The 24709-nt window shown below is 52.6% G+C and carries 23 protein-coding genes; 6 read left to right on the top strand and 17 right to left on the bottom strand.

Features of this window, described 5'->3' with window-relative positions; all coding sequences use genetic code 11:
• The 13 genes from GXP52_01945 to GXP52_01885 form a co-directional block, all read right to left on the bottom strand.
• Nucleotides 1–1695, bottom strand: a complete 1695-nt coding sequence (locus tag GXP52_01945) for a tetratricopeptide repeat protein (protein NOY86049.1) — start codon at nucleotides 1693–1695, stop codon at nucleotides 1–3.
• 10 nt (nucleotides 1696–1705) lie between these two features.
• Nucleotides 1706–3631 (bottom strand): tetratricopeptide repeat protein, encoded by a 1926-nt coding sequence (locus tag GXP52_01940; GenBank protein ID NOY86048.1) that lies wholly within the window; start codon nucleotides 3629–3631, stop codon nucleotides 1706–1708.
• 147 nt (nucleotides 3632–3778) lie between these two features.
• Nucleotides 3779–4822 carry a DUF354 domain-containing protein gene (locus GXP52_01935; protein ID NOY86047.1) on the bottom strand — a complete coding sequence of 348 codons (1044 nt, stop codon included), beginning with the start codon at nucleotides 4820–4822 and terminating at the stop codon, nucleotides 3779–3781.
• A complete protein-coding gene (locus tag GXP52_01930; protein NOY86046.1) occupies nucleotides 4819–5778 on the bottom strand; it encodes a flippase-like domain-containing protein in 960 nt (319 codons plus the stop codon). The genes GXP52_01935 and GXP52_01930 overlap by 4 nt, the downstream gene beginning before the upstream one ends.
• Nucleotides 5775–6032, bottom strand: coding sequence for a hypothetical protein (locus GXP52_01925; protein ID NOY86045.1), 258 nt, complete (start codon nucleotides 6030–6032; stop codon nucleotides 5775–5777). The genes GXP52_01930 and GXP52_01925 overlap by 4 nt, the downstream gene beginning before the upstream one ends.
• A complete protein-coding gene (locus GXP52_01920) occupies nucleotides 6019–7215 on the bottom strand; it encodes a glycosyltransferase family 4 protein (protein NOY86044.1) in 1197 nt (398 codons plus the stop codon). The genes GXP52_01925 and GXP52_01920 overlap by 14 nt, the downstream gene beginning before the upstream one ends.
• Before the next feature lie 15 nt (nucleotides 7216–7230).
• Nucleotides 7231–8259, bottom strand: a complete 1029-nt coding sequence (locus GXP52_01915; GenBank protein NOY86043.1) for an NAD-dependent epimerase/dehydratase family protein — start codon at nucleotides 8257–8259, stop codon at nucleotides 7231–7233.
• A complete protein-coding gene (locus GXP52_01910; GenBank protein ID NOY86042.1) occupies nucleotides 8256–8996 on the bottom strand; it encodes an NTP transferase domain-containing protein in 741 nt (246 codons plus the stop codon). Before GXP52_01910 ends, GXP52_01915 begins: the two co-directional genes overlap by 4 nt.
• A 45-nt stretch (nucleotides 8997–9041) precedes the next feature.
• Nucleotides 9042–10244, bottom strand: a complete 1203-nt coding sequence (locus GXP52_01905) for a hypothetical protein (GenBank protein ID NOY86041.1) — start codon at nucleotides 10242–10244, stop codon at nucleotides 9042–9044.
• Between the two features lie 154 nt (nucleotides 10245–10398).
• A complete protein-coding gene (locus GXP52_01900) occupies nucleotides 10399–11211 on the bottom strand; it encodes a class I SAM-dependent methyltransferase (GenBank protein NOY86040.1) in 813 nt (270 codons plus the stop codon).
• Nucleotides 11208–12392 carry a hypothetical protein gene (locus tag GXP52_01895; GenBank protein ID NOY86039.1) on the bottom strand — a complete coding sequence of 395 codons (1185 nt, stop codon included), beginning with the start codon at nucleotides 12390–12392 and terminating at the stop codon, nucleotides 11208–11210. Before GXP52_01895 ends, GXP52_01900 begins: the two co-directional genes overlap by 4 nt.
• On the bottom strand, nucleotides 12385–14295 hold the full coding sequence (gene asnB / locus GXP52_01890; protein NOY86038.1) for an asparagine synthase (glutamine-hydrolyzing): 1911 nt from the start codon (nucleotides 14293–14295) through the stop codon (nucleotides 12385–12387). The genes GXP52_01895 and asnB overlap by 8 nt, the downstream gene beginning before the upstream one ends.
• Before the next feature lie 101 nt (nucleotides 14296–14396).
• On the bottom strand, nucleotides 14397–14972 hold the full coding sequence (locus tag GXP52_01885; GenBank protein NOY86037.1) for a winged helix-turn-helix transcriptional regulator: 576 nt from the start codon (nucleotides 14970–14972) through the stop codon (nucleotides 14397–14399).
• 321 nt (nucleotides 14973–15293) lie between these two features.
• Here GXP52_01885 and GXP52_01880 point away from each other — a divergent pair, with 321 nt between their 5' ends.
• Nucleotides 15294–16214 carry a glycosyltransferase gene (locus GXP52_01880; GenBank protein NOY86036.1) on the top strand — a complete coding sequence of 307 codons (921 nt, stop codon included), beginning with the start codon at nucleotides 15294–15296 and terminating at the stop codon, nucleotides 16212–16214.
• Between the two features lie 9 nt (nucleotides 16215–16223).
• Here GXP52_01880 and GXP52_01875 read toward each other — a convergent pair whose 3' ends face one another.
• Nucleotides 16224–17597, bottom strand: a complete 1374-nt coding sequence (locus GXP52_01875) for a glycosyltransferase family 39 protein (protein NOY86035.1) — start codon at nucleotides 17595–17597, stop codon at nucleotides 16224–16226.
• Nucleotides 17594–18472, bottom strand: a complete 879-nt coding sequence (locus tag GXP52_01870; protein ID NOY86034.1) for a glycosyltransferase family 2 protein — start codon at nucleotides 18470–18472, stop codon at nucleotides 17594–17596. The genes GXP52_01875 and GXP52_01870 overlap by 4 nt, the downstream gene beginning before the upstream one ends.
• A gap of 327 nt (nucleotides 18473–18799) precedes the next feature.
• Here GXP52_01870 and GXP52_01865 point away from each other — a divergent pair, with 327 nt between their 5' ends.
• The 5 genes from GXP52_01865 to GXP52_01845 all read left to right on the top strand — a co-directional run bounded on the left by GXP52_01865 (nucleotide 18800) and on the right by GXP52_01845 (nucleotide 23399).
• Nucleotides 18800–19345 (top strand): TlpA family protein disulfide reductase, encoded by a 546-nt coding sequence (locus tag GXP52_01865; GenBank protein NOY86033.1) that lies wholly within the window; start codon nucleotides 18800–18802, stop codon nucleotides 19343–19345.
• Between the two features lie 293 nt (nucleotides 19346–19638).
• Complete coding sequence (locus GXP52_01860; GenBank protein ID NOY86032.1) at nucleotides 19639–20232, top strand: TlpA family protein disulfide reductase; 594 nt, start codon at nucleotides 19639–19641, stop codon at nucleotides 20230–20232.
• Between the two features lie 30 nt (nucleotides 20233–20262).
• Nucleotides 20263–21471, top strand: a complete 1209-nt coding sequence (locus GXP52_01855) for a hypothetical protein (GenBank protein NOY86031.1) — start codon at nucleotides 20263–20265, stop codon at nucleotides 21469–21471.
• Between the two features lie 74 nt (nucleotides 21472–21545).
• Entirely contained in the window at nucleotides 21546–22103 is a 558-nt protein-coding gene (locus GXP52_01850; protein NOY86030.1) for a TlpA family protein disulfide reductase, read from the top strand.
• Nucleotides 22104–22187: 84 nt separating this feature from the next.
• Nucleotides 22188–23399, top strand: coding sequence for a hypothetical protein (locus GXP52_01845; protein NOY86029.1), 1212 nt, complete (start codon nucleotides 22188–22190; stop codon nucleotides 23397–23399).
• A gap of 5 nt (nucleotides 23400–23404) precedes the next feature.
• On the opposite strand, the gene GXP52_01840 is transcribed toward GXP52_01845, so the two are convergent.
• Nucleotides 23405–23986, bottom strand: coding sequence for a TlpA family protein disulfide reductase (locus tag GXP52_01840; GenBank protein ID NOY86028.1), 582 nt, complete (start codon nucleotides 23984–23986; stop codon nucleotides 23405–23407).
• 16 nt (nucleotides 23987–24002) lie between these two features.
• Nucleotides 24003–24563 (bottom strand): TlpA family protein disulfide reductase, encoded by a 561-nt coding sequence (locus GXP52_01835; protein NOY86027.1) that lies wholly within the window; start codon nucleotides 24561–24563, stop codon nucleotides 24003–24005.
• Nucleotides 24564–24709 lie beyond the last annotated feature (146 nt).

Genomic DNA, 24709 nt, shown 5'->3' with positions numbered 1-24709 from the left:
TCAGGGGATACCGGTTCCTGACAGTTTTCTGAGTTCCGACATCGCCAGACTGTGTCTGGGGTTCAACAGGAGGGTTTGCCGGTATTCTGTCAGCGCTGCACCCCTGTCCCCCATGAAACGATAAAGCCTGGCAAGGTTGAAGTGGACATCGGGGTCATTGGGGGAGAGGCGTACGGCCGTTTTCAACTCCTCCAAGGCTGCCTGTGTTTTGCCCAAATCCTTGAGGACTGCTGCCATATTTATATGGGTTTCCGGTTTCTCAGGTCCCAACGCAAGCGCCTTTTTAAAGAAGATGTAGCTTTCTCGCAATCGCCAATCCTGCCAATAGAAGTAGCCCAATGCCTGGTTTGCCCTGAGTGAATCCGGGTTGTTTTTCAATACATCTTTCCACAACGTTTCATCCGTGGCGAACACCATGTTCCGATGGAACGTGTTCGTTCCCAGGAGTATGAGAATTGCCAGGCAAATAGCGTAAAAAACCTTGATTATGGCACCATTTTCTGACCTGTTTTTTCTAAACAGAAAACTTGGAACCTGGGTGGCAACCAGCACCGCTCCCAGGCTTCCGAGGTAGAGTCGATGATCGTTCATCGCGACGTTGAGACGGAAAAGGGATGTGGGGAGAAGGGCGGTGAAGAACCAGAGGGTTCCAAAGGTGACCAAGGGATGTTTCTTTCGTATCCCAATCGCAACCGCGATAATTACCGATAGGATAATCAGGGAAAGGATGACCGTGGGGTCGGAAAAATGCCGGCTCACTGTCAAGGACTTGTCTATGCTCAAAGAAGTGGGCCAGAGAATCTCACGAATATAGATAACCCAGACTTTCGCCTGTGTTGCCAACTGCGAGGTGAAATCGGGCGCGGCGGCAGAACCGCCCCTGGATGTCAAAGTAGCGTATAGATTTTCGCCCAGCACGATATGACGAATCCACAGGTAGCTCCCACTGGCCAGCAGGAAGGGAAGAAGCCGGCCCATGAGGATCTTGATAACCTCCAGTGGGGGCTGCGCCTTCATCCAGGCCCGGTTAAGGAGCAATTCGTAGTAGAGAATCAACACGGGAAGAACTATAACGATCTCTTTGGTCATAAGACCGCAAAGATAGAGAAAAGCCGACATGACCAGCGGTGTAAATCGGACGGGAGTACGTGCCGTCTCCCGGGCATATATGTAGAAAGCGAAGAAAGCGAACATCGTGGCCAGGCCTGAGGATCGGGCGGAGATGTATACCACCGTCTCGGCATTCACCGGGTGGAGGCCAAACAGGAGTCCACTGAATATCGCTGCCGGAAGTGGATTGATGGTCGTATTCCTTTGAAGAAGAAAAAAGACAATCAGGAAGACTCCCATGGTCGCCAGGAGATGAAACAGAAAGTTAAGGATGTGATATTCGGATACGGCGTAACCGTCCCCGGAAATTATTTGCGCTAACTGATAATTGACCGCGTACGATGCCATTAGCAGAGGCCGATACATCCTGGCTGATGGGTCCCCGCTGAATGTAGATGGATCATAAAAAAACAGAGGCAGGTTTGATATTTTTCGGACGCTCAAGTTCTGTTTTATATGGTGAAAATCGTCGTAATGCCAGCTTCCGGTAAAACTGTTGGAATAAACGGCCGACACGATAATGACAATGGCGAGGATGGCCATGAATGGATAATGAGATGAGGTCTTGACCGAGCCGCGTTTCATCAGTGGGATTTTATTGTCTTCTCTGGAGATTTGATATCCTTTTCCTGGAGATGCGTATGTATCTTTGATCACCCAGCCAGTATCGCATGAATTTTTCATAGCTCTTGATGGCTTCTCTTTTTTGCCCCAGGTTCTCCTGGGCAAGTCCTGTATTGTAATACGCCATGGCGAAAGTCGGATCGATGGCGAGTGCCTTCCCGTAGAAATAAATGGCTTCCTTATACTTCCTTTCCTTGAAGTAGATATTGGCCATGTTGTTGGCTGCTTCGATATAGCGTGGGTTGAGTTTCAGCGCGTGCCTGTAGGCGAATATGGCTTCTCCCGTTTTTCCGGCCTCCCGGAGGATGTTGCCCAGGTTATAGGTTGCCAGGGCTGATTTGGGGTTGAGCTGAATAGCCCGCTTCATGAATCTTTCAGCCCTCTCAAAATCCTTTTTCTTGTCGTACACGTTCCCGATGTTGATATAGGGGTTGGGGAACATGGGGGCAAGCTGGATGGTCTTGTTATAGAATTTCAGCGCCTTGTCGAGATCCTTGTGCTGTTCGTAATAGATACCCAGGTTGTTGTACCCGCGGACGGATTTCCTGTCCTTCAGGATCACATCCTTCCACATGGTTTCCTCGGTGGCAAAGGCCATGTTCCGTTTGAATGTCCCGATGCCCATGAAGAGGAGGGTAGCGACGCAGATAGCCGTAAACGCCTTGAAAAGGGCACGGTTGTCGGTCCTGAACCGGACGAAAAGCCTTGCGGCCACGTAGGTGAAAACCAGGGTTGCCCCGAGCCCGGGGAGGTAGAGCCTGTGATCGTTCATCACAACGTTGAGGCGGAATACAGAGGTGGGGAGGAGGGCGGTGAAGAACCAGAGGGTCCCGAAGGTGACGAGGGGATATTTCTTCCTCACCGCAACCACGGCGGCGAGAATCGCCGCCAGGATAATCAGGGAGATGATGACCTTGGGATCGGAGAAATGCCGACTGACCGTAAAAGGCTTGTCTATGCTCAGCGAAGTAGGCCAGAGCCACTCCCGGATGTAGTAGATCCAAACCCGGGACTGGGTGGCGAGCTGGGACGACAGGTTGGGGGCGGCAGCCGTACCCCCTTTGGATGTGAGCACTTTGAGGAGATTTTCCCCCTTGGTGAGGTGGCGGGCGGTCAGGTAGAGAAACGCCCCGATGCCATAGGGCATCATTCGAGTTGTAAGTGATGCGATGATCCTGGAAAATCGCTCTCCTTTCATCCATTCATTGTTGAGCAGGAATTCGTAATAGATGAGCATGGCCGGCAGGGTTATCGCTATCTCTTTGGACATAAGCCCACAGGTGTAAAGAATCCCGGAAAAAACAAGAGGCCATGTTTTTGCCGTCCCCTCCTCAGTACCCGTAAGATACAGATAGAAGGCCCAAAAAACGAACATGGCCGACATCCCCGAGGAGCGGGATGATACGTAAACGACAGTCTCGGTGTTAATGGTGTGCAGGCCGAAAAGGAGTGCGGCAAAGGTCGCGATCAGAATGGGATTGGCCCCCGTCAGAGGAATTCTCTTCCTGAATAGAAACAGGACAATGAAGAATAAGGCGAAGGATGCCAGAACGTGGAACAGGAAGTTGGTGACATGGTACCAGACCACATCATACCCGTTGCGGGAAGTCAGAAGGCCCAGCTGGTAGTCGATGGCATGGGTGGTCATTAAAAGAGGGCGATACATGTTGGTCTGTGGGTTCCGGCTGAATGTCGATGGGTCTTTGAAGAAAACCGGGATATTGGAGATTTTGCGGATGTTGATGTTCTCCCTGATGTGGTGAAAGTCATCGTAATGCCAATCGGCGTTGAAGCTGTTGGAGTAGAATATCATCAGCGACGCGGTTATCAGGAGGAGGGAAAAAAAGACTGGTTTTCGGTTGAAACCGGACTGGATGGTCTTAGCGAGCTTATTCATAAGTAGTGGTTTCGCATCCCTTCCTGTGTCGTTTCCCGGGGACTCGAGAAGGCTGAATCACAGGCTTCAACACGTGGGTTTTCTCCTGGGTTTCCAGTGGGTCAAGGTAACCTTTTTATCCTTGTTTTTCAATACGTTTACCGTCAATCACTCGCGGGCCGAATTTTCTCCAAGGAGCTTACCCACGATGAATTTTGTGACGTCAATTTTCTCATCCAGCATTCGGGCAACCGCTTTATAGAGCCTGGGATTATTTTTCATGTTGCCTGACAACACCTCCTCCGCCTTTGAAATAGCATCCGGCGCTTCCCACGGGCGGAAATTGAAACCCAGCCCGTAACGGTTATCCTGTTCGTTGGTATACCCCCGGCCCACCTTGTCCAGATAGATGAATGGTGTCCCTAGGATACAGCTTTCGGATGCCATGGTCGCGCTCTCACCGATGAAAAGCCTGGCGAAGGCCAGAAGGTGGTGAACCTGGTGAGGCGGTATGGGAAGTCTGAAGCGATCGAACTCCTCCGGCAGGGGCGATTCGCTTGTGATATAGACCTTGCCATACTTTTCCAGAACCCTGGTCAGGCGCACTTTTTCTTCGACCGAGAACCCTTTCGCCTTCACATCGTGAAGGGCTTTCCAGGATACGAAGCGAACGACCGAATAGGGTTCACCTGGGTTCACGCCGTGTTCAAGGAGAATGGCCGGGTTCGCTTTGAACCGGTCGGGATGCAGATAGGCAAGTTCATGGTAGCCGGGATAGGTTGTGTGGTGACCCCTGACCTTTCCTTGGTAGCATTCGGGGGTTACAACCTCTGTGGCGAATGGATAGGAGATAAGATTGGATAATGTCGCGTTCTCCGTATCGTAAAAGATGTAGTTTCGTGTCCTGGTGAGGAACCCAGCCTGGGCAGTGGAAATCCCGCCGATGCTGGCTATTACGTCCGGTTTTCCCCTGCGGATGATCCTCGCCATTTTCCAGTTCCTGGAGATAAGTTCCTTTGCAAGGCCGGTCTTTGTGCCGGCCTCGCTGCTGATGCAGTTATAGGTGATCCTGTAAAGGTCCAGCAGCCGCAGGGTAAGATCCTTGTCACGGGCGGTAACGATGACCTCATGGCCGCCCGATTCCAGTTCGCTGATAGCGTTCCGGAAAAAATGGACGTGGGCGGGGTGGAGGATATCGAGCAGAACTTTCACGACGGATCTCCATGGGGATCCGGGGCTTTGCCCATGATGTTTATCCCCGCCGGTCTTAGAAGCCAGAACCAGCAGGCCGGAGTGAGCAGAAACACAACCGCCACCTGCCCTCCCCGTATGAGCGCTGCAGCCAGGAGACTTTCGTTAAGGCCGAGCCCGGTTATCATGCCAAGGTACCCGATAGCGGCCTCCTGGAGTCCAAGGTTGTTGGGTGTGATGGAAAGGTAACCGGACATGGCGTTGAAAACGCCGATGATAAAGGCCGGCAGTAAAGGGATACTGATTCCCATCGCGTGGTAAGCGGCGTAAATGACAAATGCGGCGACAATGTACTGAAGGAGGATAGATAAAATGACTTCCGTGAGGCCCAGGTGCTGGGATCTGATGGTGTCGAGTCCTGTCGCGGCGAGCCGGAACATGTTGTAAATTCGCCCCTCTCGCTTGAAGGATGGTAAACGCACGATTTTGGCGGCGACGGCAAATCCGGTAAAGATCAGACAGGCCAGAACCAGTTCCGGGGATATCAACCCGTAGTAGTAATAGCCCGCCAGAAGCAGACTAAGCCCCGTGATCCCCGAGACGAAGAACAGGATCAGGGAGTTCGCTACCATGACGCCGGCGTAGGCAGAGATGGGGAGTCCCTTGACCATCCTGAGGTATGTGGCTCGGACTGCGGCCCCGGCCCTTAACGGGCCGAAATAGTTGGCAAAGGTGGTGAGAAAAGACAGGCTGGAGTACTCGAAGGTGGTAAGCCGCACACCGAGGATCTTGACGAGAAGGGCGTTGGTAAGCCCCGTTGTAACCACCATGACAAAGGAGGCTGTCAACAGGAGCCACAGGCGGCTGATCCTGACATTTTTCAGGAGTTGGGTCTGGTCCCTGAATAACAGGATGTAGAGCAGGGTCGCTCCGCAGATAATCACAAAGCCGACGATCTGGACCCATCGACGGTTCATCTGTGTAGGCTTTCCCGCCGCCGGATCATTCCGGGCATCCGTAACGGACGGTCTGAAGGAGGGATCATACCCCTCTCGATGGCATAGTGCCATAGTTTTGTGCCAGGGTAGGGGACGGGCAGGAACACCTGGACCTTGTTGAGCGGTGTGGTCCGGATGAATTCGAAAGTTTCCAGGATCTCCACCGAGGTGTAGTAGTTGCACGGGGAGTTGAGGATGACCTTGATCATGATGCTGTTTTCAAACCTTACCATGGGAAATGGATTCAGCGAGATTCACGAAACGGGTCGCGAACCGTTCCCAGGTGAACCGGGCGGCAATTTCAAGAGAGTGTTTCTTCATGCCGCTCAAAGTCTCCGAGGATTTCAGGATATTTCCGATCCTTTTGGCGATCTCCTGGTCGTTTTCATCCGGAGGGATGAGGAAGCCGTTTTTCCCGTCCTCGATGATGTCAAGTGGACCTCCGGCTTTGAACGCCATAGCGGGTACTCCGCTGGAGTTGGCCTCTACAAGGCACAGACCGAAGGAGATGTTCTGTTCGAGAATAACGAAAAGGTCGGCCACATCATAATAGGAAAACACTTCTCCAGGCCCGACGTAGCCCGGGAACAGGATATTGTCTGAAAGGTCCATCCTTGCAACCTGTTCCTTCAGTGCGCCCAGGGAGGGGCCGTTTCCTACGACAAGGCACGCGATATCCGGAAACTTTCTTCGGAGGAGTCCGGTGATGTTGATGAGCCTGTCCACGTTCTTCCAAGGGGTCAACTTTCCGGTAAAACAGAGGACCGGCCCTTTTCCCTCAAGTGCTTTAGCGATGGCAGGAGGCAGGGGAGGAACCTTTTCCGGCCGCTGGATGCCTGGTGGTATCACTTTCACCCCCTCGATTCCGTAGATTCTCTCGATCCATTTGCCGTAGCCGGTGGAAAAGGTGAAGACCGAGTGGGTCTTTTTCACTGCGGCCCTGTCGAAGGGTCGGTAAACGGCCGCGAACAGGGGTACCAGGCGCCCCACCAGTCCCCCCGACCGGGAGGTTTCTGCGCCGGTGTCGTAGGCGAAGCGCGGCGGCTGGTAGCAAAAGTAGATGGCCGGCTGCCGCCGCCGCAGGACCTTGTAAAGGGCGAGAGCCGGAACCACCGTTTCGGTGTGAAAACACACGACATCAGTCTGTCTGGGAAAGAAAAAGGGAAGGATCGCTGTAGAGGTCAGGTTGGCAAAGGCGGCAAGGAGCACGTTTTTAAAAGAGGGAGTGAGGGCGCGTGGAGGGGTTACCAACTCCACCCTATAGTCCAGCTGCTCTCCCAGGGAGTCCGGAAAACCGCCGGTGACGAGGGTGTTCTTGATCCCCTGATCGCCAAGGCACCGGAGCAGGTTGAAGATCACCGGCTCGGCTCCGCCGTGAACCTCCTTGAATTTGGGGAAGACGTGGGTGATGTGCATGAAGCGCCTTTTGTATCAGGCTCCGAAAACCCGCCGGTTTTCCACCGCCCAGTCGTAAAGAGCCTTGATCCCGTCCCTCGGTTCCGTCTGCGCCTCCCACCCGAGGGTTTTTTTGGCCTTGGAAGAGTTGCATACGAAGTAGTAAAGGTCGCCGAAACGCTCCCCTCCGAAGTGGACCTCGACAGGCCCGCCGGCAAGTTCCCCAAGGTACTCGATGCACTCGATAAGGGAAATCATGGTCTTCTCGCCGCCGCCGATGTTGTACGTCCCGGGCACGGGGTTTTCGTAAAAGGAATGAAAAGCGTGGCAGACATCCGGGGCGAACAGGATGTCGCGAAGCTGCTTGCCTGTGTTAAAGACCGTCACGGGTCGTCCGATGGCGGCTTTGATTGTGAAGTTGGCCACCCACCCGTGGTCTTCGCCGCCGAACTGCCTGGTTCCGTAAAGACCCGTCAGGCGAAATGTCGCGGCTCTGACCCCGAAAGTGTCGGTGAACATCCTGACATAGTGTTCCGCCGCCATCTTGGAGGCGTGCAAGGGGGTGATATTCCCCGTCATGAGTTCATGATCCTCCGCGATCCCGGCGGGAGTCCGGATGTATCGTGTTTCCTCTTCCCTTATGGTTTCGTTGATGCCCGTTCCGTAGACATGGATGGAGCTGCAGTTCACCACAGGGACCTTGATCTGCCGTGCTGTTTCCAGGACGTTGTAGGTGCCGATCAGGTTCGTCGTGAGGTCCAGCCATGGCTCTTCCATGGACAGGGTCATGGCCGGTTGGGCTGCCGTATGAACAATGAAATCGCAGCCGTCCGCCTCTGCCAGGAGGTCGTCGAGGTCCCGTATGTCCTTTTTGACCCTCTTGACCCCGATCTTTTCCAGGTAATCCCAGTTGAAGTTCCTGACCAGATCGAGGTCGTAACCGGTTTTGCTAAGTTCGAACTTGGTCATGCTGTCGTAAGAAACCACATCCCATTCCATGTTTCTGTAAAACTCGCACACATGGGATCCGATGAAGCCGCACCCTCCTGTCACAAGAACTTTCATGATTCTCTCCTTCCAGCATCCCGGAGAAGCTTTTCGAACCTCTCGATATCTTCCTCGATGTTGATGTTGAAGTACTCCGATCCGATGTTGAATGTCTTGACCGTCTGTCCGTCGTCGATGGCGCACTGGATCATATCCACCAGTTCCTTTTCGCCGCGTTTCTGGCTGATGGGGGTCTCTTCTATATAGTCGAAGATGGCGTTGCGAAAGATACAGTTACCGGTTCCCTGGGTGCTGTTTAAGGGCCGCCTGGGCTTTTCTATGAGTCGGAACACGGTGTCGCCGTCATCCTGGATGACGGCGTAGGTCCTGGATATCTCCGATGTGTCCTTTGCATGGATAACCCCGCAGGTCACAAAACACCCTTCCGTTCCGAAGTACCTGATCATCTCCGAGTGTCGAGGGCCCACCATGACCTCGTCTCCAAGGAAGGTCATGAAATCGTGCCCATCGATGGCCTCCCGCGCAGTTTCGATAGCGTGGACGAGACCTTTGCGCTCATGTTGAATGGCGTATCGGATACGGGTGCCGTTATATTCATTGCCGAACTCGTTGATGATATCTTCGGCACGGTAGCCTACCACGATGACGATTTCACTTACACCTGCCCGGACGGCGTTGTTCAGACTGTAGGAAATAAGGGGCCGTCCGTTCATGGGCAGCATGCACTTGTTGAGATCCGAAGATCTCTCGTTGAGCCTCTTCCCTCTTCCTCCAGCCAGGATAAGCGCCTTTATCTTCTGTTCCATGGGACTGTACCTCCTCTTGCCGACCGTGTTTCCTTAATCCATATCCACATCTTCGTATCGCCACTTCATGTTCTCACCCATGTGGCCGTCGCAAAACTCCCTGAGCGTCATGACTTTGTCCGTCCGGGTGTCGATGATCCCGAACTTTTTCTCCCTCGGCAGGGTGTTGAAGATCCGGCAGCCGGCACACTGCATCGGGATAGGCCTGTCCGGTTTGTTGATGGTGTATCTGAGGGTCTTATAGGAATTGCTGTACCAGATATCCCGGAACTTTTCTTTCAGGACGTTTCCGTGGGAATGATCACGGATGAAATCTCTGTTGTTGGAAATGAACACGGCGCAGCACTGGGAGACGTAACCGTCCATCATGATATATGGCTCCATCCAGGCCATGCAGCAGGAAGGATCGGGTAGCTCCTCACGGACATTGGTACCGGTGAAATTAACCAGTATTCCATGTTTATCCGCTCTTCTGTAGGCTTCATCAATGATATCCCGGGGAATGTCCTCCATCTGCAGGTGAAGGATCTGCTTGAAGGCGAGAAGGCGGATGATGCCGATTCTCGAACCGGCCCCGAACTCCTCCCGGTTGCCGATACTTCCGACCAGATCGACGAAATCGGGGATCTCGTGGACGTTGTTCTTCATGGCGATGTAGACGAACATGATCTCGGGGAAAGGAGAACCTTTGCGTTTTTTCATCTCGACCATCTTTTTCAGGTTTTCGATGGTCCGCTCATGCTTACAGCCAACCTTAATTGCTTCGTAGGTCTCTTTGCTGGCGCCATCGAAGGACAGAACGATCCCTTCCATGTCGTTGTCAACGATATACTCGATCAGTTCATCGTCATAATCACACATATGATCGGGAATATAGGACATGATATTATGGTCTCGGAGGTACCTGATGAAACGCTTCATTTCCTTGTGCTCAAAAGAACTGCCTTCGCCCACCAGACTTGCCCACCGCAATCCCGGGAACTGCTCGAGTATGCTGATCACTTCATCATAGGACATTTGCTTGATCGATTGGGATTCCTTGGACCAGTAGGTATGTTCGCAATGAATGCATTTTTTCGCACATGTTGTCGTTATCTCCAGTTCGAGTTGCTTGGGCATACCGTAAAGTTGGGGGAAACGGCGGATGAACCACCCGGTGAAAAACCACCAGATGCCCGCTCCACCCGGTCCCACGGGAGTGAAAAGTTTGACGCTGACGAATTTCCAGGCCGCCATGGGGCCCCTTCTCCAAAGTAAATACCATACAACGGATATATAGCTGAGCCCGATTTCAAACAGCATTTTGAATAGTTTGATCAAACCTATCCGTTTGGCACTGATCAGTAATGGGGCCGGCAGGATCAAATTGTAAATTTTGTCTTTTAGCTGATCAGACATCTTCGATCTCCTTGGTTATGTTGTAGTAGCTTGATCTTTTTTTGCAGATCATAAAGATGCCCGCCCCAAGATCTTGAGGCCTGGAGTATCTGCCGAGCCAGCTGATAAGGTTCAACAAGGGAAACGCAATCGCATAGATTTCTTTATTCTTTTTCCGCGCCTTTGTGATTACATAGCTGATGTTGTTTGCCAGTGTCTCAAGGAATCCGTAGGTGTATCCATAGTCCAACACCTCAAAATCGGTCTCTCGGGCCATCCTCGAGATAGCATCAAGTTGATAACCACGGCGGACATGTGTAGGAACATCCAGGTTCAGGCTTCTTCGGAAAACCGGATATCTCCTGTATTTCGAGGGAACATGGAGCAGAAGCACCCCCCCTGGATTAAGGGCGCCATGGAGTTTTTTAAGGGCATGTGCGTCGTCCTCGATATGTTCCAGGATATCGACGCACACCACAAGATCAAACCTGTTCTCATAAGAAAAGTTCTGGATGTCGGCAACCTCGAAATCTGTGTTCTGCATGACCGCGGCGCCGGCTATCTTCCGGCACGCCTCGATCTCCCCGGGAACCGTGTCTATCCCAAGTATCTTTGCTTCCGGGTACTTTTTAGCCAGGAGGAAGGTTATGACTCCCGGCCCGCTTCCCGCATCCAACACGCTTGTCGGATTCAAGTCAGGGGGAAGAAGGTTCATGATGTTACGGGCGCGTATCCTGAGTCCCACCACCGGAACCCCGAGAAGAGATATGTAGGCCTTTTCCAGCGCCGAATAAGATGGGTGGAAGCGCTGTTCACGCCCGATCATGGCGCTGCCCTCCTCTCTGTCTGTGCCAGGGCGAGGGAACTCAGGGCATAACTCATCCAACCCTGGGCCCAGCGCATGGGGGTGTAGTTCAGAGTTTGATTGCGCCGTTTCTGGTAGTAAAAGCGGCCATCCCTTTCGTTCCACATATCCTCAATAGCGGCATTGGCAACCCTGCCTGCGAAAACCAGGTCACCGGCCATGGTAAAGGTGATGATCCCCTGGGAGTAGCCGTGAATGTCGTGGGGGTATTCTCTATCGTTCATCCATTTCGGACGGGCTTCGGAAGTGAACAGGTTTTCACGATAATATCCCAGACCGGTTTGGTAAGTGTCCTGGAAACCGGTGTCCCCGGAGTACTGTTCATATTCCAGGATCGAGTCCACGATCTCTCCCGTGTGGTAGTTGTCGTGGGTAATATGACTGTCGTCCGGCGGATCAGTGTAGAACCATGCCCCATAGTCCGACTGCTTGTCCGCCACCCAGTTTATGAGCCTGAATGCCTCGTCCCCCAGGTCCTGCCGTCCGGTGTGCTTCCCGACCATGGCGCAAAGGGCCCCGCACAGGGCGGGGACGTCCATCACCGCCATGGAGATATCGGGAGAGGGGACGTAGCTCAGGCATTTCATGGAGTCGTCCTCGTACAGAATTTTTGGCTCTTTGAGGACGAATTCCACCGCTCGCTGGGCGGCGTCGAGGTATTTCCGGTCATCCAGCACTTCCCATGCGTGGATCAGGGCTCTGCCGACAAAATAGGTGACGATTCTGTTGGGAAAGCCGGGGGGAGCATAGAACCCCAGGTCCTGCCATGGGTAGGGATAGCCCCAGGACAGGCCGGTGAAACCCTTGGCCGGGTTGTCAAGAAGCCATTGGAGGATGAGCTTCGCCTCGTCACGGTAGCGTTCGTTTCCCGTCAGCCTGTAAAGGTTCAGGTAGGCCCGGGCGAAAAGGGCGGCGCCCTTGGGGTTCCTGTGTTTCCTTACCCCCAGGAGCGGCCGTATGTTCACGGGCGCCCGCATGATCCCTTGAGTGAGGAAGATGCGGGGCCACTTTCGCCCGAGGGAAAGGACCCTGAGCATGGGGCTGTTGAGCGCGTCGTGCTTCTCCCAGCCTGTGTAATTCTGTTCCCTGGCCCAATCAAGGGCCCTTTCGCAGACGCAAAGGATGTCGGTGGTGTTAGTCATAGCAATCTTCCGGCTTCTTTCCACGGACGAACAGGTCCTCCCACACTTTGGTGCCCAGGATCAGCCAGAGCAGGAAGTAATGCCATCTCATCCACCGGTGAGGCGGGTGTTCCAGAATTCCCCGGATGAAACTGTAGTTGAAGATCCCCTGGTCTCGGATGAAGTTCCCGGTCAATTCCCTCCCGGCCAATTCACGTAGATCCTTCTGGAACTGGTAGTAGGAATCAAAGGTGAATCCCCACTTGGGCTTGACCAGGGTTTTCTCCGGCAGGATGTCCGCCATGGCCTCCTTCAGGACGGTTTTGAGCCCCCCTGCGAATTTTACCGATGCGGGGATGGAGAAGGCAAACTCCACAAGGTCCTTGTCCAGGAATGGAACCCGCACTTCCAGGGAGTTGGCCATGGATGTCCTGTCCTCGTTAAGAAGGAAGTCATCCACCATCTTGAATCGGAACTCGGCACGGAGGACGTCCTCACGGGAATCCAGACCGTTGCTTTTAAAATAAGGGGTGAAGAAAGATTCGACGCCCCTTTCAATCTGTTTTCTCGCCTCCGGTGTGTAGACGGCTTTAAATAGCCTGTTGTCATGTTCCCACATATTCCTCAGGATCAGGTAGCCGCGTTCGGACACACCGGCGGACAGCACGAAATCCAGCCCCCTTTTCGCGAAATCGTACTTCATGGAGCCGAGATTACCGACAATAAGGTTCAGGAGATTCCTCATGGGCCAGAGAAGGGCCGAATTCAGCCTTCGTCCCGCCAACCGCTCCGGGAGCACCATGGGCCTGAGGTAGTCGAAGATCCGGTAGCCCCCGAAAAGCTCGTCTCCCCCCAGGCCGGAAAGGGCGACCTTGACATGCCGGGAAGCGTACCTGGACAGGAGATAGAGCTGGATGGCGTTTTCCTTCGGTTCCTCCACGTGCCATGTTACCTTGGGGAAAACGGACAGGGCGTCGAAAGAGATGGTCGTCTCGTGATGGTCGGTGTCGAAGGTCTCCGCGACCAGCCTTGAGTCGGAAAGCTCATCCGTGGGTTCCCCGAAACCAAGTGAGTATGTCTTCACCATCTCCGGGGATGTGCTGGCAGCCATGGCCACCAGTGAGGAAGAGTCTATCCCCCCCGAGAGGTAAAGTCCGAGGGGAACGTCGCTGACGAGCTGTTTGCTTACGGCGGCCCTGAGGAGGCGGCGGGTTTCCTCGACGCAATCTGCGGGGGTCCTTATCCTCCGGTCCGGCCCGGGGGATAGTTCCCAGTATTTTTTCTCCCTGACCTTGCCCCTCTGCCACACGAGGGTCGTGGCAGGGAGAAGCTTCCTTACGCCTTTAAACAGGGTTTTCTCTCCCGGAATGAAGCGGATATTGAGGAGGAAGTGGAGGGAGTCCAGCTCCCGTTCGGCATCGAACCGCCCTGTCTTCAGCAGGGCCTTGACCTCGGACGCGAAAGCGAGACACTGGCGGTCTTCCCAGACGTATAAAGGCTTGATGCCCATCTGGTCCCGAATAAGGAGCAGTTTTCTCGAAGCCGAATCCCACAGGGCTATTGCGAACATCCCGTCCAGATGGCGGGGGAATTCCTCACCGTATTCCTCGTAAAGATGCGGGATGACCTCGCTGTCGGTCCGGCTGCGGAAATTGTGGCCTCTCCCTTCCAACTCCTTCCGCAGATCCAGGAAGTTATAGATCTCGCCGTTCTGGACGGCGGTGATTTTCCAGTCCTCCGAAAAAACCGGTTGTTTGCCCCCCTCGACGTCGATGATGCTCAATCGCCGATTGGCCAGAAACAGCGGAGGATCATTGCTCTCGAAAAAGCCCTCCTCGTCCGGACCCCTGTGGATCATGGCATGGGCCATATTCCGTATCATGTCGGGATCGCCGAATCCCGCTGTTCCGCATATTCCGCACATGAATTCAGTCCAGAGCCCAGCCTTCGTCGGGCTCAGGCCGGGGGAGTCCGGTGTCCAGAGAAATGCAACCTGCGAATCGAGAGTTAACGGTGTTTATATTATTATGTTTCCGTTCCATATTTCCAATTTCCAAGCTTTTTGTGAGTTTTTTTATCCCACAGTTTCATGACAGGACCGAGGCTTCCTTTTTCGAGTAGTAAATCAAACTCTTTTTTATCCAGAATCAGGGGACGTATTTTTCTGCCGATGTAGCGCTCGGTCTTTACGATGACGTCATCGAGCTTTTCTCTGTCTATACTACCGATGAGAATGACGTCGATAATTCCAGTGTCCTTGCCCTCCGCGTAATCTCCTGTGAGGTAGGCTGTTTCGAGGTTCCCCAACCGATCGATCACGGAATGGGCGAGTTCATCGATCCCTGTTATCTTCCTCACCATGGAGGACAGCTCCGGGAAGAGGGGGTGTTCCGTGTTTGCCCGGTAATAGACGTTTCTCCCCTCCTTCTTTGAAACCAGGACCCCGTTCTTCGTAAGGTTGTTCAGTTCGGTCCGCACCGAATTGGTGGAGACTTTGAATTCGGAGGCCAGTTCTCGCAGATATGCCTTCATGGCCGGGTTGAGGAAGAGCTTGACCAGGATGTTTATCTTGGTTTTGGATGTTATGACGCCCGAAAGCATTTCCAGCGCTCCTCCGAGTTATTAATGAGTAATATTGTTACTCGTTAATAACAGGGCTGGTGGTTCGTGTCAAGAGGGTAAAGTGTCTCCATAATCGTTCATTCAAGAATCAATCACGATTATGGGGACATTCGGACAGTTATGTGTTCCCTTTTTTCCTTTATATTTTTTACGAAACTGGCTAACTTTACCTCCTGCATATTTTTGTTCTGTCTAATGTAAATTAACTTGGGTAAAAACACGTTGGCGAAAATATTGGTGTGACGCAATTTACAGGGAAAAAGCGAGATAGCACAATCTTGGGCAAACAAGGGTGGAGATATGGAAGACAGGGTTATTGCGGTTCTCATCCCATGTTTTAACGAGGAGAATACGGTTCGGAAGGTTGTGGAAGATTTTCGTCGAGAGCTTCCCAAAGCATTAATCTATGTTTATGACAACAATTCCACTGACGGGACCGCCAAGGCCGCGGAGGCCGCCGGAGCCATCGTACATAAGGAACCTCGCCAGGGAAAGGGGAATGTCGTTCGCTCAATGTTCAGGGAAATTGAGGCCGATATTTACATCATGGTGGATGGCGATGATACCTATCCTGCGTCCTCAGTGAGAGAACTCATCAAGCCGGTTTTGAATGGAGAGGCTGACATGGTTATCGGAACCCGGCTTTCCCGTTTCACCGGCCGATCGTTCCGCAAGTTCCACCTTTTTGGAAACAATGTTGTCGTCCGCCTGATAAACCTGCTGTTCCGTTCGAAACTAACGGATGCCCTGTCCGGGTACAGGGCGTTTGGAAGGCTATTCGTAAAGACGACCCCGGTGATCAGCATGGGATTTGAGGTTGAGACGGAGATGACAATCCACGCCCTGGACAAGGGATTCATCGTCCAGGAAGTGCCGGTCGACTATGGTGAAAGACCGGATGGCAGTGTGTCAAAATTAGATACCTTTGCAGACGGTTTGCTGATTATAAGGACTACTTTCCACATATTCAAGGATTACAGACCGTTGATGTTCTTCAGTGGAATTGCAGTTCTGTTTTTCCTTGCAGGAGCGGTTTCTGGAGTGCCTGTTATTGTCGAGTATTTTCATTCGGGGCTCGTTCCCAGGTTTCCGACGGCCATCCTCGCTTCAGCTCTGGTGAGCCTTTCGTTTTTGTTCTTTTCAGTTGGCCTTATTCTGGACACCATTGCCCGCCAGCATAGGGAGAACTATGAACTGTGGGTAAAAAGCATTTATGAATGATTCAGACATTCAGGATAGGTTCTCGTTGTTTGATACCCGTTCAGTCGATGGGCTGGAGTTCCAATGTTTCCACCTTTCCCAAATGTCGGATAGTGCGAACATACCCAGGATGAAAAGGTAGGGTCGAAGCGGTACAGAATACCTGGGGAAGGGTGCGAGTATCGTGTGAATACCGGCAAAATAGAGAAGAAGGGCAAGGCAGACCATCAGCCCGAAATATTCAGGGTCTTTCCATTTTCTGCCGATGGCGAATAATACCATTCCTAGCAGCCCCAGGAGGAGTGACGGTAGGTAGGATATTTTTGCAATGATTCTGTCCAAGCGAAGAATTGCCACATCCCTAAAACCGCTTTTGACAAAAGGGTAGACGTAAATATCTCCTGTTCCCCCGGCCCGGTTATCCCATTGCCACAGGGCGAGGATTTTACCTCCCAGGTACCATTTAAGATACGACCATGGGGCCTTGACAAACCGGGTTTTCAATACCCCGAATGTATTTTTCCAATTTTTCATCATGAAAGAAATCTGGGGATCTTCTCTATATGGATAACCATAATACCGGGCAGTCTTATAGGTAAAGTTCGGATAAGAACCATGAATGAAGCTGGTGAGAGCCGGATTGAATTTCCTGTTTTCAGGGATTTTCAGGCGCATGTTTCTGAGGGACCAAGGTAGCAATAATATCAGGAAACCCACAAGGAAGATGGAGACCAACTTAAGGTTTCTTTTCCGTATGCCCGATGCAATGAAAAACATGCAAAATGCTACGACGAGTGGAAAGAGAACGAGTGCCGATCGGGTAAGTGTCGCCGCGGCAAACAGTATTCCTGATACGAGATAAAAAAGAGGTTTCTGCTTTTTTACTGCCAGAGTGGAAAATAGAATCCCGAAAAGCAGTAGAAATGAATAAAGGGTTTCGCTCAGTAAATAGCCGGTCATGACGATTAAATGGGGACTGATGCCTGTTAGAATTGCCGCGGCAATAGCGGCCCAGAAGGGAAGAAACCTGCATGCGATGAGAAAGGTTCCAAGGACTGTCAGTGTGTCCAAAATACACTGCGTGTTAAGAACGGTATTAAAAAAGTTAGGAAAATTACGCGTCATTGCAAAAATAGCTGCAAGAAAAAATGGATATCCGGGAGGCCTTTTCTTGTCTGGAACCGGAGGTACTGCTTTCATGACCACGCTGCTATATATGTGATGCCTGGCAAGGTTATACCCTGTGGAAACATAGTCCCTGGCGTCAGCCCGAACCGGGTTGTCCACCTTTGTGTTGTAAATGTAAGCAACCCTCATGCCCCATGAGGCGAGAACGATGATCATGACTACAAGGACCTGATAAAGTTTAATGTTGGTTTTTATGAACTTTTTTCTGATATTCACTGAAATTCTCTCTCCGTTCTGTCCATCCTCAGCTGGCTGATCTGTTCCGAAACCAGGCCCAGCATGAAGATGATCAGGGAGGAGGAGAACAGCAGCATGGACATGTTGGAAAACCGATGTGCTGTCAGGAAGGTGTAGAGGTAATATCCCGCTCCCGTAAAAAACAGGGCCGCGCTCAAGGGCAGGAAGACCCTGAAAGGGGAGTATAAGGTCGCTATTTTGGTGATGATAAGGAAAAAGCGGGTCCCATCGGCGAAAAGCCGGATTTTGCTCCTGGACCCCTTTCCTCTGGGCGGCGCGTCGATGGGGACATATTTCAATCTGAGCCCTGACCGCAGGTAGGACATGGTCATGGTCGTCGGGTAGGAGAACGTGTTGGGAAGGAGATACAGGTAGCGCTGGGCGGTTTTTCTCCTTGTTGCCCTGAACCCCGAGGTCAGGTCGAGTATCTTGAACTTCGTTACGTAGGATGCCATCCAGTTGTAGATGGTATTGGCCGCGAGCCGGTGGGTGCCCGCGTGACTTCCGGTCGACCTGGCGGCGACTACAAGATCGTAATCGTCCAGTTCCTTCAGCAGCTGTGGTATTACCTCGGGTCGGTGCTGACCGTCACCGTCCATGAGAACTATCTTCTCCCCCGTGGCCTGCCGTATCCCCGTTTTCACTGCGGCGCCGTTGCCGATGTTGTAGGAGTGGGAAACAACCTTCGCACCGGCCTTTTCCGCGAATTCGGCCGTATCGTCGGTGGAGGCATCGTCGACAACGATGATCTCGTATGTCCCGGCCCTGTCGGACATCACCTCACGGATTGTTGCAATGAGACCCGGGAGGTTCTGTTCCTCGTTATATGCGGGAATGATGATGCTCAGGTCCATAGGGACCTCAAATTACATGGTTTCAGAGTCCAAGTAAAGGGGAGGCCCCTGTGTGGGGGTATGGAAGTATCGAGGTGTGGAAGTGGGCAATAGGCAATGGTGAATTAGCTTTTGACTTTGTTTCACTCCGCGAAACTCTGCCGGCATTCCATGATTTTATTGACACTTACAGTTCGTTTAGCTTAAAAAGGACCGTTGCCGGAAAATATTTCACAAGCTGATGAATCTTGATGACTTCGTAAAAAGTCATCAAGGCGCCCGGGGAGGGCGCGGAGTAAAAAGCCGCGAATGGACTTTTTACGACTCTATCAATCTCGGTAAGGGGGGATGATGGGAAGGTATCGGCTGAGCGTCGGAAGTGCGGGTTTCATTGGGCTGTTGGGCTTATTTATCGTTGCAGCCGGGTGCGTGGGTTCCAGGGGCGACGTAAAGGAATCCGGCTTTCCCAAGGCCCCATCCGTAACCTTTACGGATATCGACGGAGGCAATACGAGCCTTGCCGGCTACCTTGGAAAATCGGTGGTCCTAGTAAATTTCTGGGGGCTTCGCTGTCAGAACTGCATCGAGGAAATACCCTTTCTTGAGCGTCTGAATAACAAGTATGGAAGCAAAGGTCTGGTAATCCTGGGCGTCAATACGGATGGTGTCGACGGTAAAACCCTTAAGAGGTTCATGCCTCAGCTTTCGGCGAAATTCACCTACCCCGTGATTGTTGACCCCGAGTTCAAGGTGGTCGACGTCTTCCAGATGATGGCCGCGCCCCTGTCGATCATTATTGCCAGGGACGGAACCGTTCGGTTCCGCCACGAGGGGTACACCCCGGAGATCGAAGGGGAGTATGTTACGCTGATCGAGAAGCTTCTGGCCGAATAAGCCGGGAAAAATGATGCGGGCCGGCGCCCGCATTTTTTTGTAACGCAGGTTTGCCGGCTTCGCAGTGCTGTCCCTGACGGGACGTGTTTGGCAGTAAGGGCGTAAGGGCGTAGGGGCGTATGGGGGTATCGAAGTGCCGAAGTATCTGGAACTTAGGGTCCAACGGAGTGAGGCAGTCCAGAGTCCAGAGAAGACCGTTTTGAGCGATGTCATTGCGAGGAGTCATGCCGACAGCGTGACGATGCGGCAATCCCGCATACCGAGACTGCTTCGGCTCGGGGAGCAACGTCGCTATGTTTAAAGACCCCAGACCCTGTAAATATCGACCTTGGGTGCTCATAGCTACCCTTCTGCTTCTGATGATTTCCCTTCAGATGGCCGCGGCGGGTATTCTCAACGCCGATCCGAGTGAGCAGAAGAGGAAGGAGATGGCGGAGCTCGTCATCGGCGAGGACCCTGTGGGCAAGCCTTTGAAGGATTTTTCAGGGGTTACCGTCGATGGACAAAATGTTTCTTCCACAGACATGCGGGGCAAGGTTCTCCTCATAGATCTGTGGGGCGTTAACTGCGGTTCCTGCCTTGATGAGATGAAAGCCCTGGAGGGTATCTACCATGATTTCCGTGATCTGGGCCTTGTTGTCTGGGCCGTTAACACCGAGCAGCATGATGGTGAGGAGATACGCGGGGGGTTGCAGCTAAAACAGATGTCCATTTCCTATACTCTCCTGGTGGATCCGGAGCTGGAGATAACGAGGATTTTCACAAGTTGGTTCATTCCTGTAACCGTTATCGTTGACAGGAAAGGGATCGTCCAATATTATAAAATAGGTTTCAGCGATTCCGATTCGGCCGAAGTCAGGGGGATATTAGGGGAACTATTGAAGTAGTTTCCCCTTTCTTTTGGCCTGGGGGGTGCTGTGAAAAAACCTTCAATAAGAAAAGACCTCCGCCATATCCACCCGTCCCGGTGGAGACTGGTTGCCATAGCCTTCCTGGGTCTGCTGCTCGGAACCGCGCCTTTCGCCGGCGCGGCCGGGAATCGGATCAGCGGAACTTATGTAGGGATGACGATCTCCCGCGATGCCCCCGGCGGAAACCGCTACCTGGGTTCTAAAGCCTGTGCCCGGTGTCATGAGGATAAGTACGCGGGCTGGAAGGAAACGTTTCACAGCACGGTGGTCCAGGACGTCAAGGCTAACCCATCCGCCATCCTTGCGGATTTCAGCCTGGAGGACCTGCCGTTCACCAGGGATGAAGTGGAATACACCATCGGGTCCCATTGGGATCAGAGGTACATGAAAAAGATCGGGGAGGAGTACTATGTTCTTCCCCGGCTCTGGGCCGTTCAGTCAAAGGAGTGGCGCCCCTACTCCGTCTGGTCCTGGAAGAGGAAGCCCTACTCCAAATACTGCGCCGGCTGCCATACGACACACTACAATCCCAAGGAGAAGACCATCGCGGATGAGGGTGTGTCCTGCGAGGAATGCCATGGCCCGGGGGGGCTTCATGTGGCCGGCGGGGGGGATGTGGAAAAGATAGTCAATCCTTCCAGATTGACTGATGAACGAAGGAAAATGATCTGCGCATCCTGCCATGTCAGGGGGACCGACAAGTCCGGTGAGTATTTTTTCCCGGTCGGGTACACGCCCGGGGAAGATCTGGCGGATTATTACATCCCCCTGGAGATGAAGGAGGGGGAATCGGCTAAAGAGGCCATAAGCCGTATTTACGGTGAGTGGGAGAACGAGATGACGCACTCCTCCAGGGCCAAGTGCGAAGTGTGCGGGATAAGTGGAAGGCAGACCAACGGAAAGAAGGATCCGGACACCATGGACTTCTGCTTCAGCTGCCATGAGTTCAGGGCAAAGATGCAGCTTCACACTCGCCACCCCGACACGGTAAAGCTGGTCTGCAACGACTGTCACGTCAAACGGGGTAAGGACCTGAACGAGGGGCTTTCGGGGAATATACACTCCTACAGCTACTTTCTGGTCCATACACAGAACTGTTACGACCCCAGGATTCAGAAGGCGTGCGCAAAATGCCATACGGATAAACCGGACCCTGAGAACTGGGCGCTGGATATGATCAATAGCTGGAAAAAACCCGTTATTGTGGGTCACTAGGAGCATGAAAGATAAACTCGGCAGGCTGCTGTCGGGAGGTCTGAAGGAGTTACGAATCGCGCAGGGGGTTTGAGATGAAGAGAGGAAAATTGTTTCTTGTCGTACTGGTGTTTTTCCTGGTTGTTCCCGGTATTACCCTGTGTTTTCAAGGGGTGTCGGAGGCCCAAGGTACGGCCATGAAGGTAAAGATCGGGCAGAAGGCCCCGGACTTTACCCTGAAATCCCTGGATGGGGAGGAGATCACCCTTTCCAGGTATTTCGGCAAGAAGGTCGTGATGCTTGAATTCTGGGCGACGTGGTGCGACATCTGCAAGAAGGAAATCCCGACCCTGATCAAGGATTACAACAAATACAAGGACAAGGGATTCGAACTTCTCGCCATTGCCCTGGAAACCGGAGATGCCGCGAAGGTCAGAAAAATGGTCGAGGAAAAGGGAATACCCTACCCGGTACTCATTGACAGTGACCTGAAGGTGGCCACCAAGATCTACAGGCTGGCTGGGCCCATACCCCTGAAAGTCATCATTGGCGTTGACGGCACCGTGAAATACACCCATGTCGGGGACTACCCTCCCGGCGAGAACGAGGTCCCCTTTGTCCTCGACGATCTTGTGAAGGAGGTGCCGGAATAGAAAGTCGAAATGGACTTTTTACGACCCTGCCAACAGTTGGGGGAATCGATGGTAATAGGAAATCGATGGTAATAAGGGGATGTTGTGATTTCGAATCGTAAGGTTCTGTTAAGCCTGTTTATTATTCTTTTTTCTTTTCAGTATATTTTTCCTGTTTTTTCCAGGGCGGTGGGGTTGGAGAACTACGTGACCTCCACCGCATGCAAAGAGTGCCATGAGAAGATCTATAACCAGTGGAAAAAAACTCCCCACGCCAGAATGCTCCGCAACGCTTTCAAGGACCCAAGCGCTATTGAAGCGACAGGCTTTGGTCCGGACATCCCTTTCAAGAAGAGCGATATCTACTTCACCATCGGGAGTCACTGGATTCAGAAATACCTCACCCTCCTGGGAGGGCAATTCTACGTTCTTCCCAAGTACTGGAACATAGCCGAGGCCAAGTGGGAACCCTATTCCATATGGAACTGGAAGCAGAACCCGTACCCCATTACATGCAATGGCTGCCACGCCGTCGGATTTGACCCGCAAACGCGTTCTTACGCGGAGGAATCCATCACCTGCGAAGCGTGCCATGGCCCGGGCAGCAAGCACGTTGAGGCAGGTGGAGACCCTGCGCTGATTGTCAACCCGGCAAAGCTGGACAAGCGGCACCGGGACATGATCTGCGAAGCATGTCACACGGACGGCAAGGACAAAAAAACCCGGAGCTTTCCCTTCCCCGTGGGTTTCAAACCCGGTGACGACCTGACCGATTACTATACGGACTTCTTTATGCCTAAACCAAAATCCAAGGGCTGGTACTGGGGTGATATGTCGTACAAGGAGCGTCACAGGATGTTCATGTACTGGCAGACAAAGTTCTATGCAACAGACCGGGCGTGCGATATATGCGGATTCGACCGTGGGATAACGGTTTCAGAGCATCGAATGATGTCGAGGAGCGAGTACTGCGGCACATGCCACCGGAAGATCTATCCAGCCTACGAGGAACACTCCATGCACACTGAAGCCCAGGCCGAATGCGCGGATTGCCACGTGCCGACTGTGACGGACAACGGTGATCGCTACAGCATCCACGACCACAAGTTCGATTTCAGCCGTCCTGCTATGCCCTGTATCGAGTGCCACGACTCGGACATGGATGGACAGAATCCCCCCTCCGGTTCCCATAATTTCAATATCAATGAAGTTTCAATAAAGGAAAATCTGACTGTCCCCCAGGCCTGCGCCCGGTGTCATGAGGACAAGGATGAAGCGTGGATCAGCGCCGGGATTAAAACAATTAAAGCGCGATAGGCGAGTCAGCTTCCCGCCAATATACCCTCCAGGACCCCTTTCAACTCGTCAGGCTCGACCCTGCCCACCGCGGAAAACGCGATATTTCCTTTCAGGTCGATAATGTAGACGGTTGGCGTTCCGGCGATTCCATAGGGATCGGCCACCTTGTAGTCTACCCCGACCAGTTCATCGAAAAGAGGCACGAACTCCATTTTCGAACTTGCCAGGAACTTCTCGATGGCTTTACTCAAGCCCTTCCCGTCCAGGTTTACCCCGACAAATTCCAGACGATCCTTTCCAAGTTCAGAGTAGATCTTCTGGAAAGATGGCATTTCCTCCCTGCATGGGCCGCAGAAGAACGACCAGAAGAAGAGAAGAATGGGTTTTCGACCAATGTGATCCTGAAGATGGTAAGGTTTTCCATCGATGGTCTGGATTTCGAAATCAGGCGCTTTAGTTCCTGCCTTCAGGATCCGGCTTTCAGCAACTTTATCGGTCTCGTCGGAGGCGAAGGCGGCGCTGCTCAGTAAAAGGGCGAGAGAAAGCAGTATGAACATTGCCGAAAAGAGGTGTGTTCTGCCCGGCGGTTGAATCATTTTCATCATTTTTGAAACATCCTGTTTATTTCAGCAGTTTTTTAATCAGGTCATCAAATTCATTTTCATTGCCGGGTTTGTAGCCGATATGGAAGAGTTTGACTTTACCGTCTTTCCCAATGAATATGGTTGTCGGCAGCACCCCCACCTTGTAGGCGCCGGCGATCTCTCTCTTACGGTCCACGATAATGGGATAGGAGACATCGTAATCGAGGCCGGCGACAAACCGCTTTACGCGCCGGATGCTGAAAGAGTCAAGATTGATCCCGAAGGCCACGAAACCCCGGTCCCTGTATTTCCTGTGAAGTTCCACCAGTTTGGGCATCTCCTGAACGCAGGAAACGCAGTAGATGGACCAGAAGTCCAGCATGATGACATCTTTGCCAATGTGATCCTGGAGGTTACGGGAAATTCCCTTCAGGTCCTGCCCGGTGAAAACCGGAGCGACATCTCCCTCCTTAATGGAGGCCCCCATGGTCACGTGAGGGGAAAAAGCGGTTGCGAGAATGGCCAGCAGCACAAGTAATGCTGCAAGACCAGGCCTTCCGAGTACAATTAGCGCCCTGATTTTCCGGGGAGAAACCATCCGGAGGATCCTCCATGATCCATTGAGAGAGGTCTCGTATGATTGGTAAAAATTTAACAAATCCAGGAGAAGCTATCAATCCTGCGGTCAAGTTGTCAACCTAAAACAGTAGAGAATATGTTTGCAGCCAACGGCCAGTGTCCAAC

Source organism: Deltaproteobacteria bacterium (assembly GCA_013151915.1).
Taxonomy (GTDB): Bacteria; BMS3Abin14; BMS3Abin14; order BMS3Abin14; family BMS3Abin14; genus BMS3ABIN14.
The sequence above is the reverse complement of the archived record's forward strand: the minus strand, read 5'-3'. Positions and strand labels throughout refer to the sequence as shown.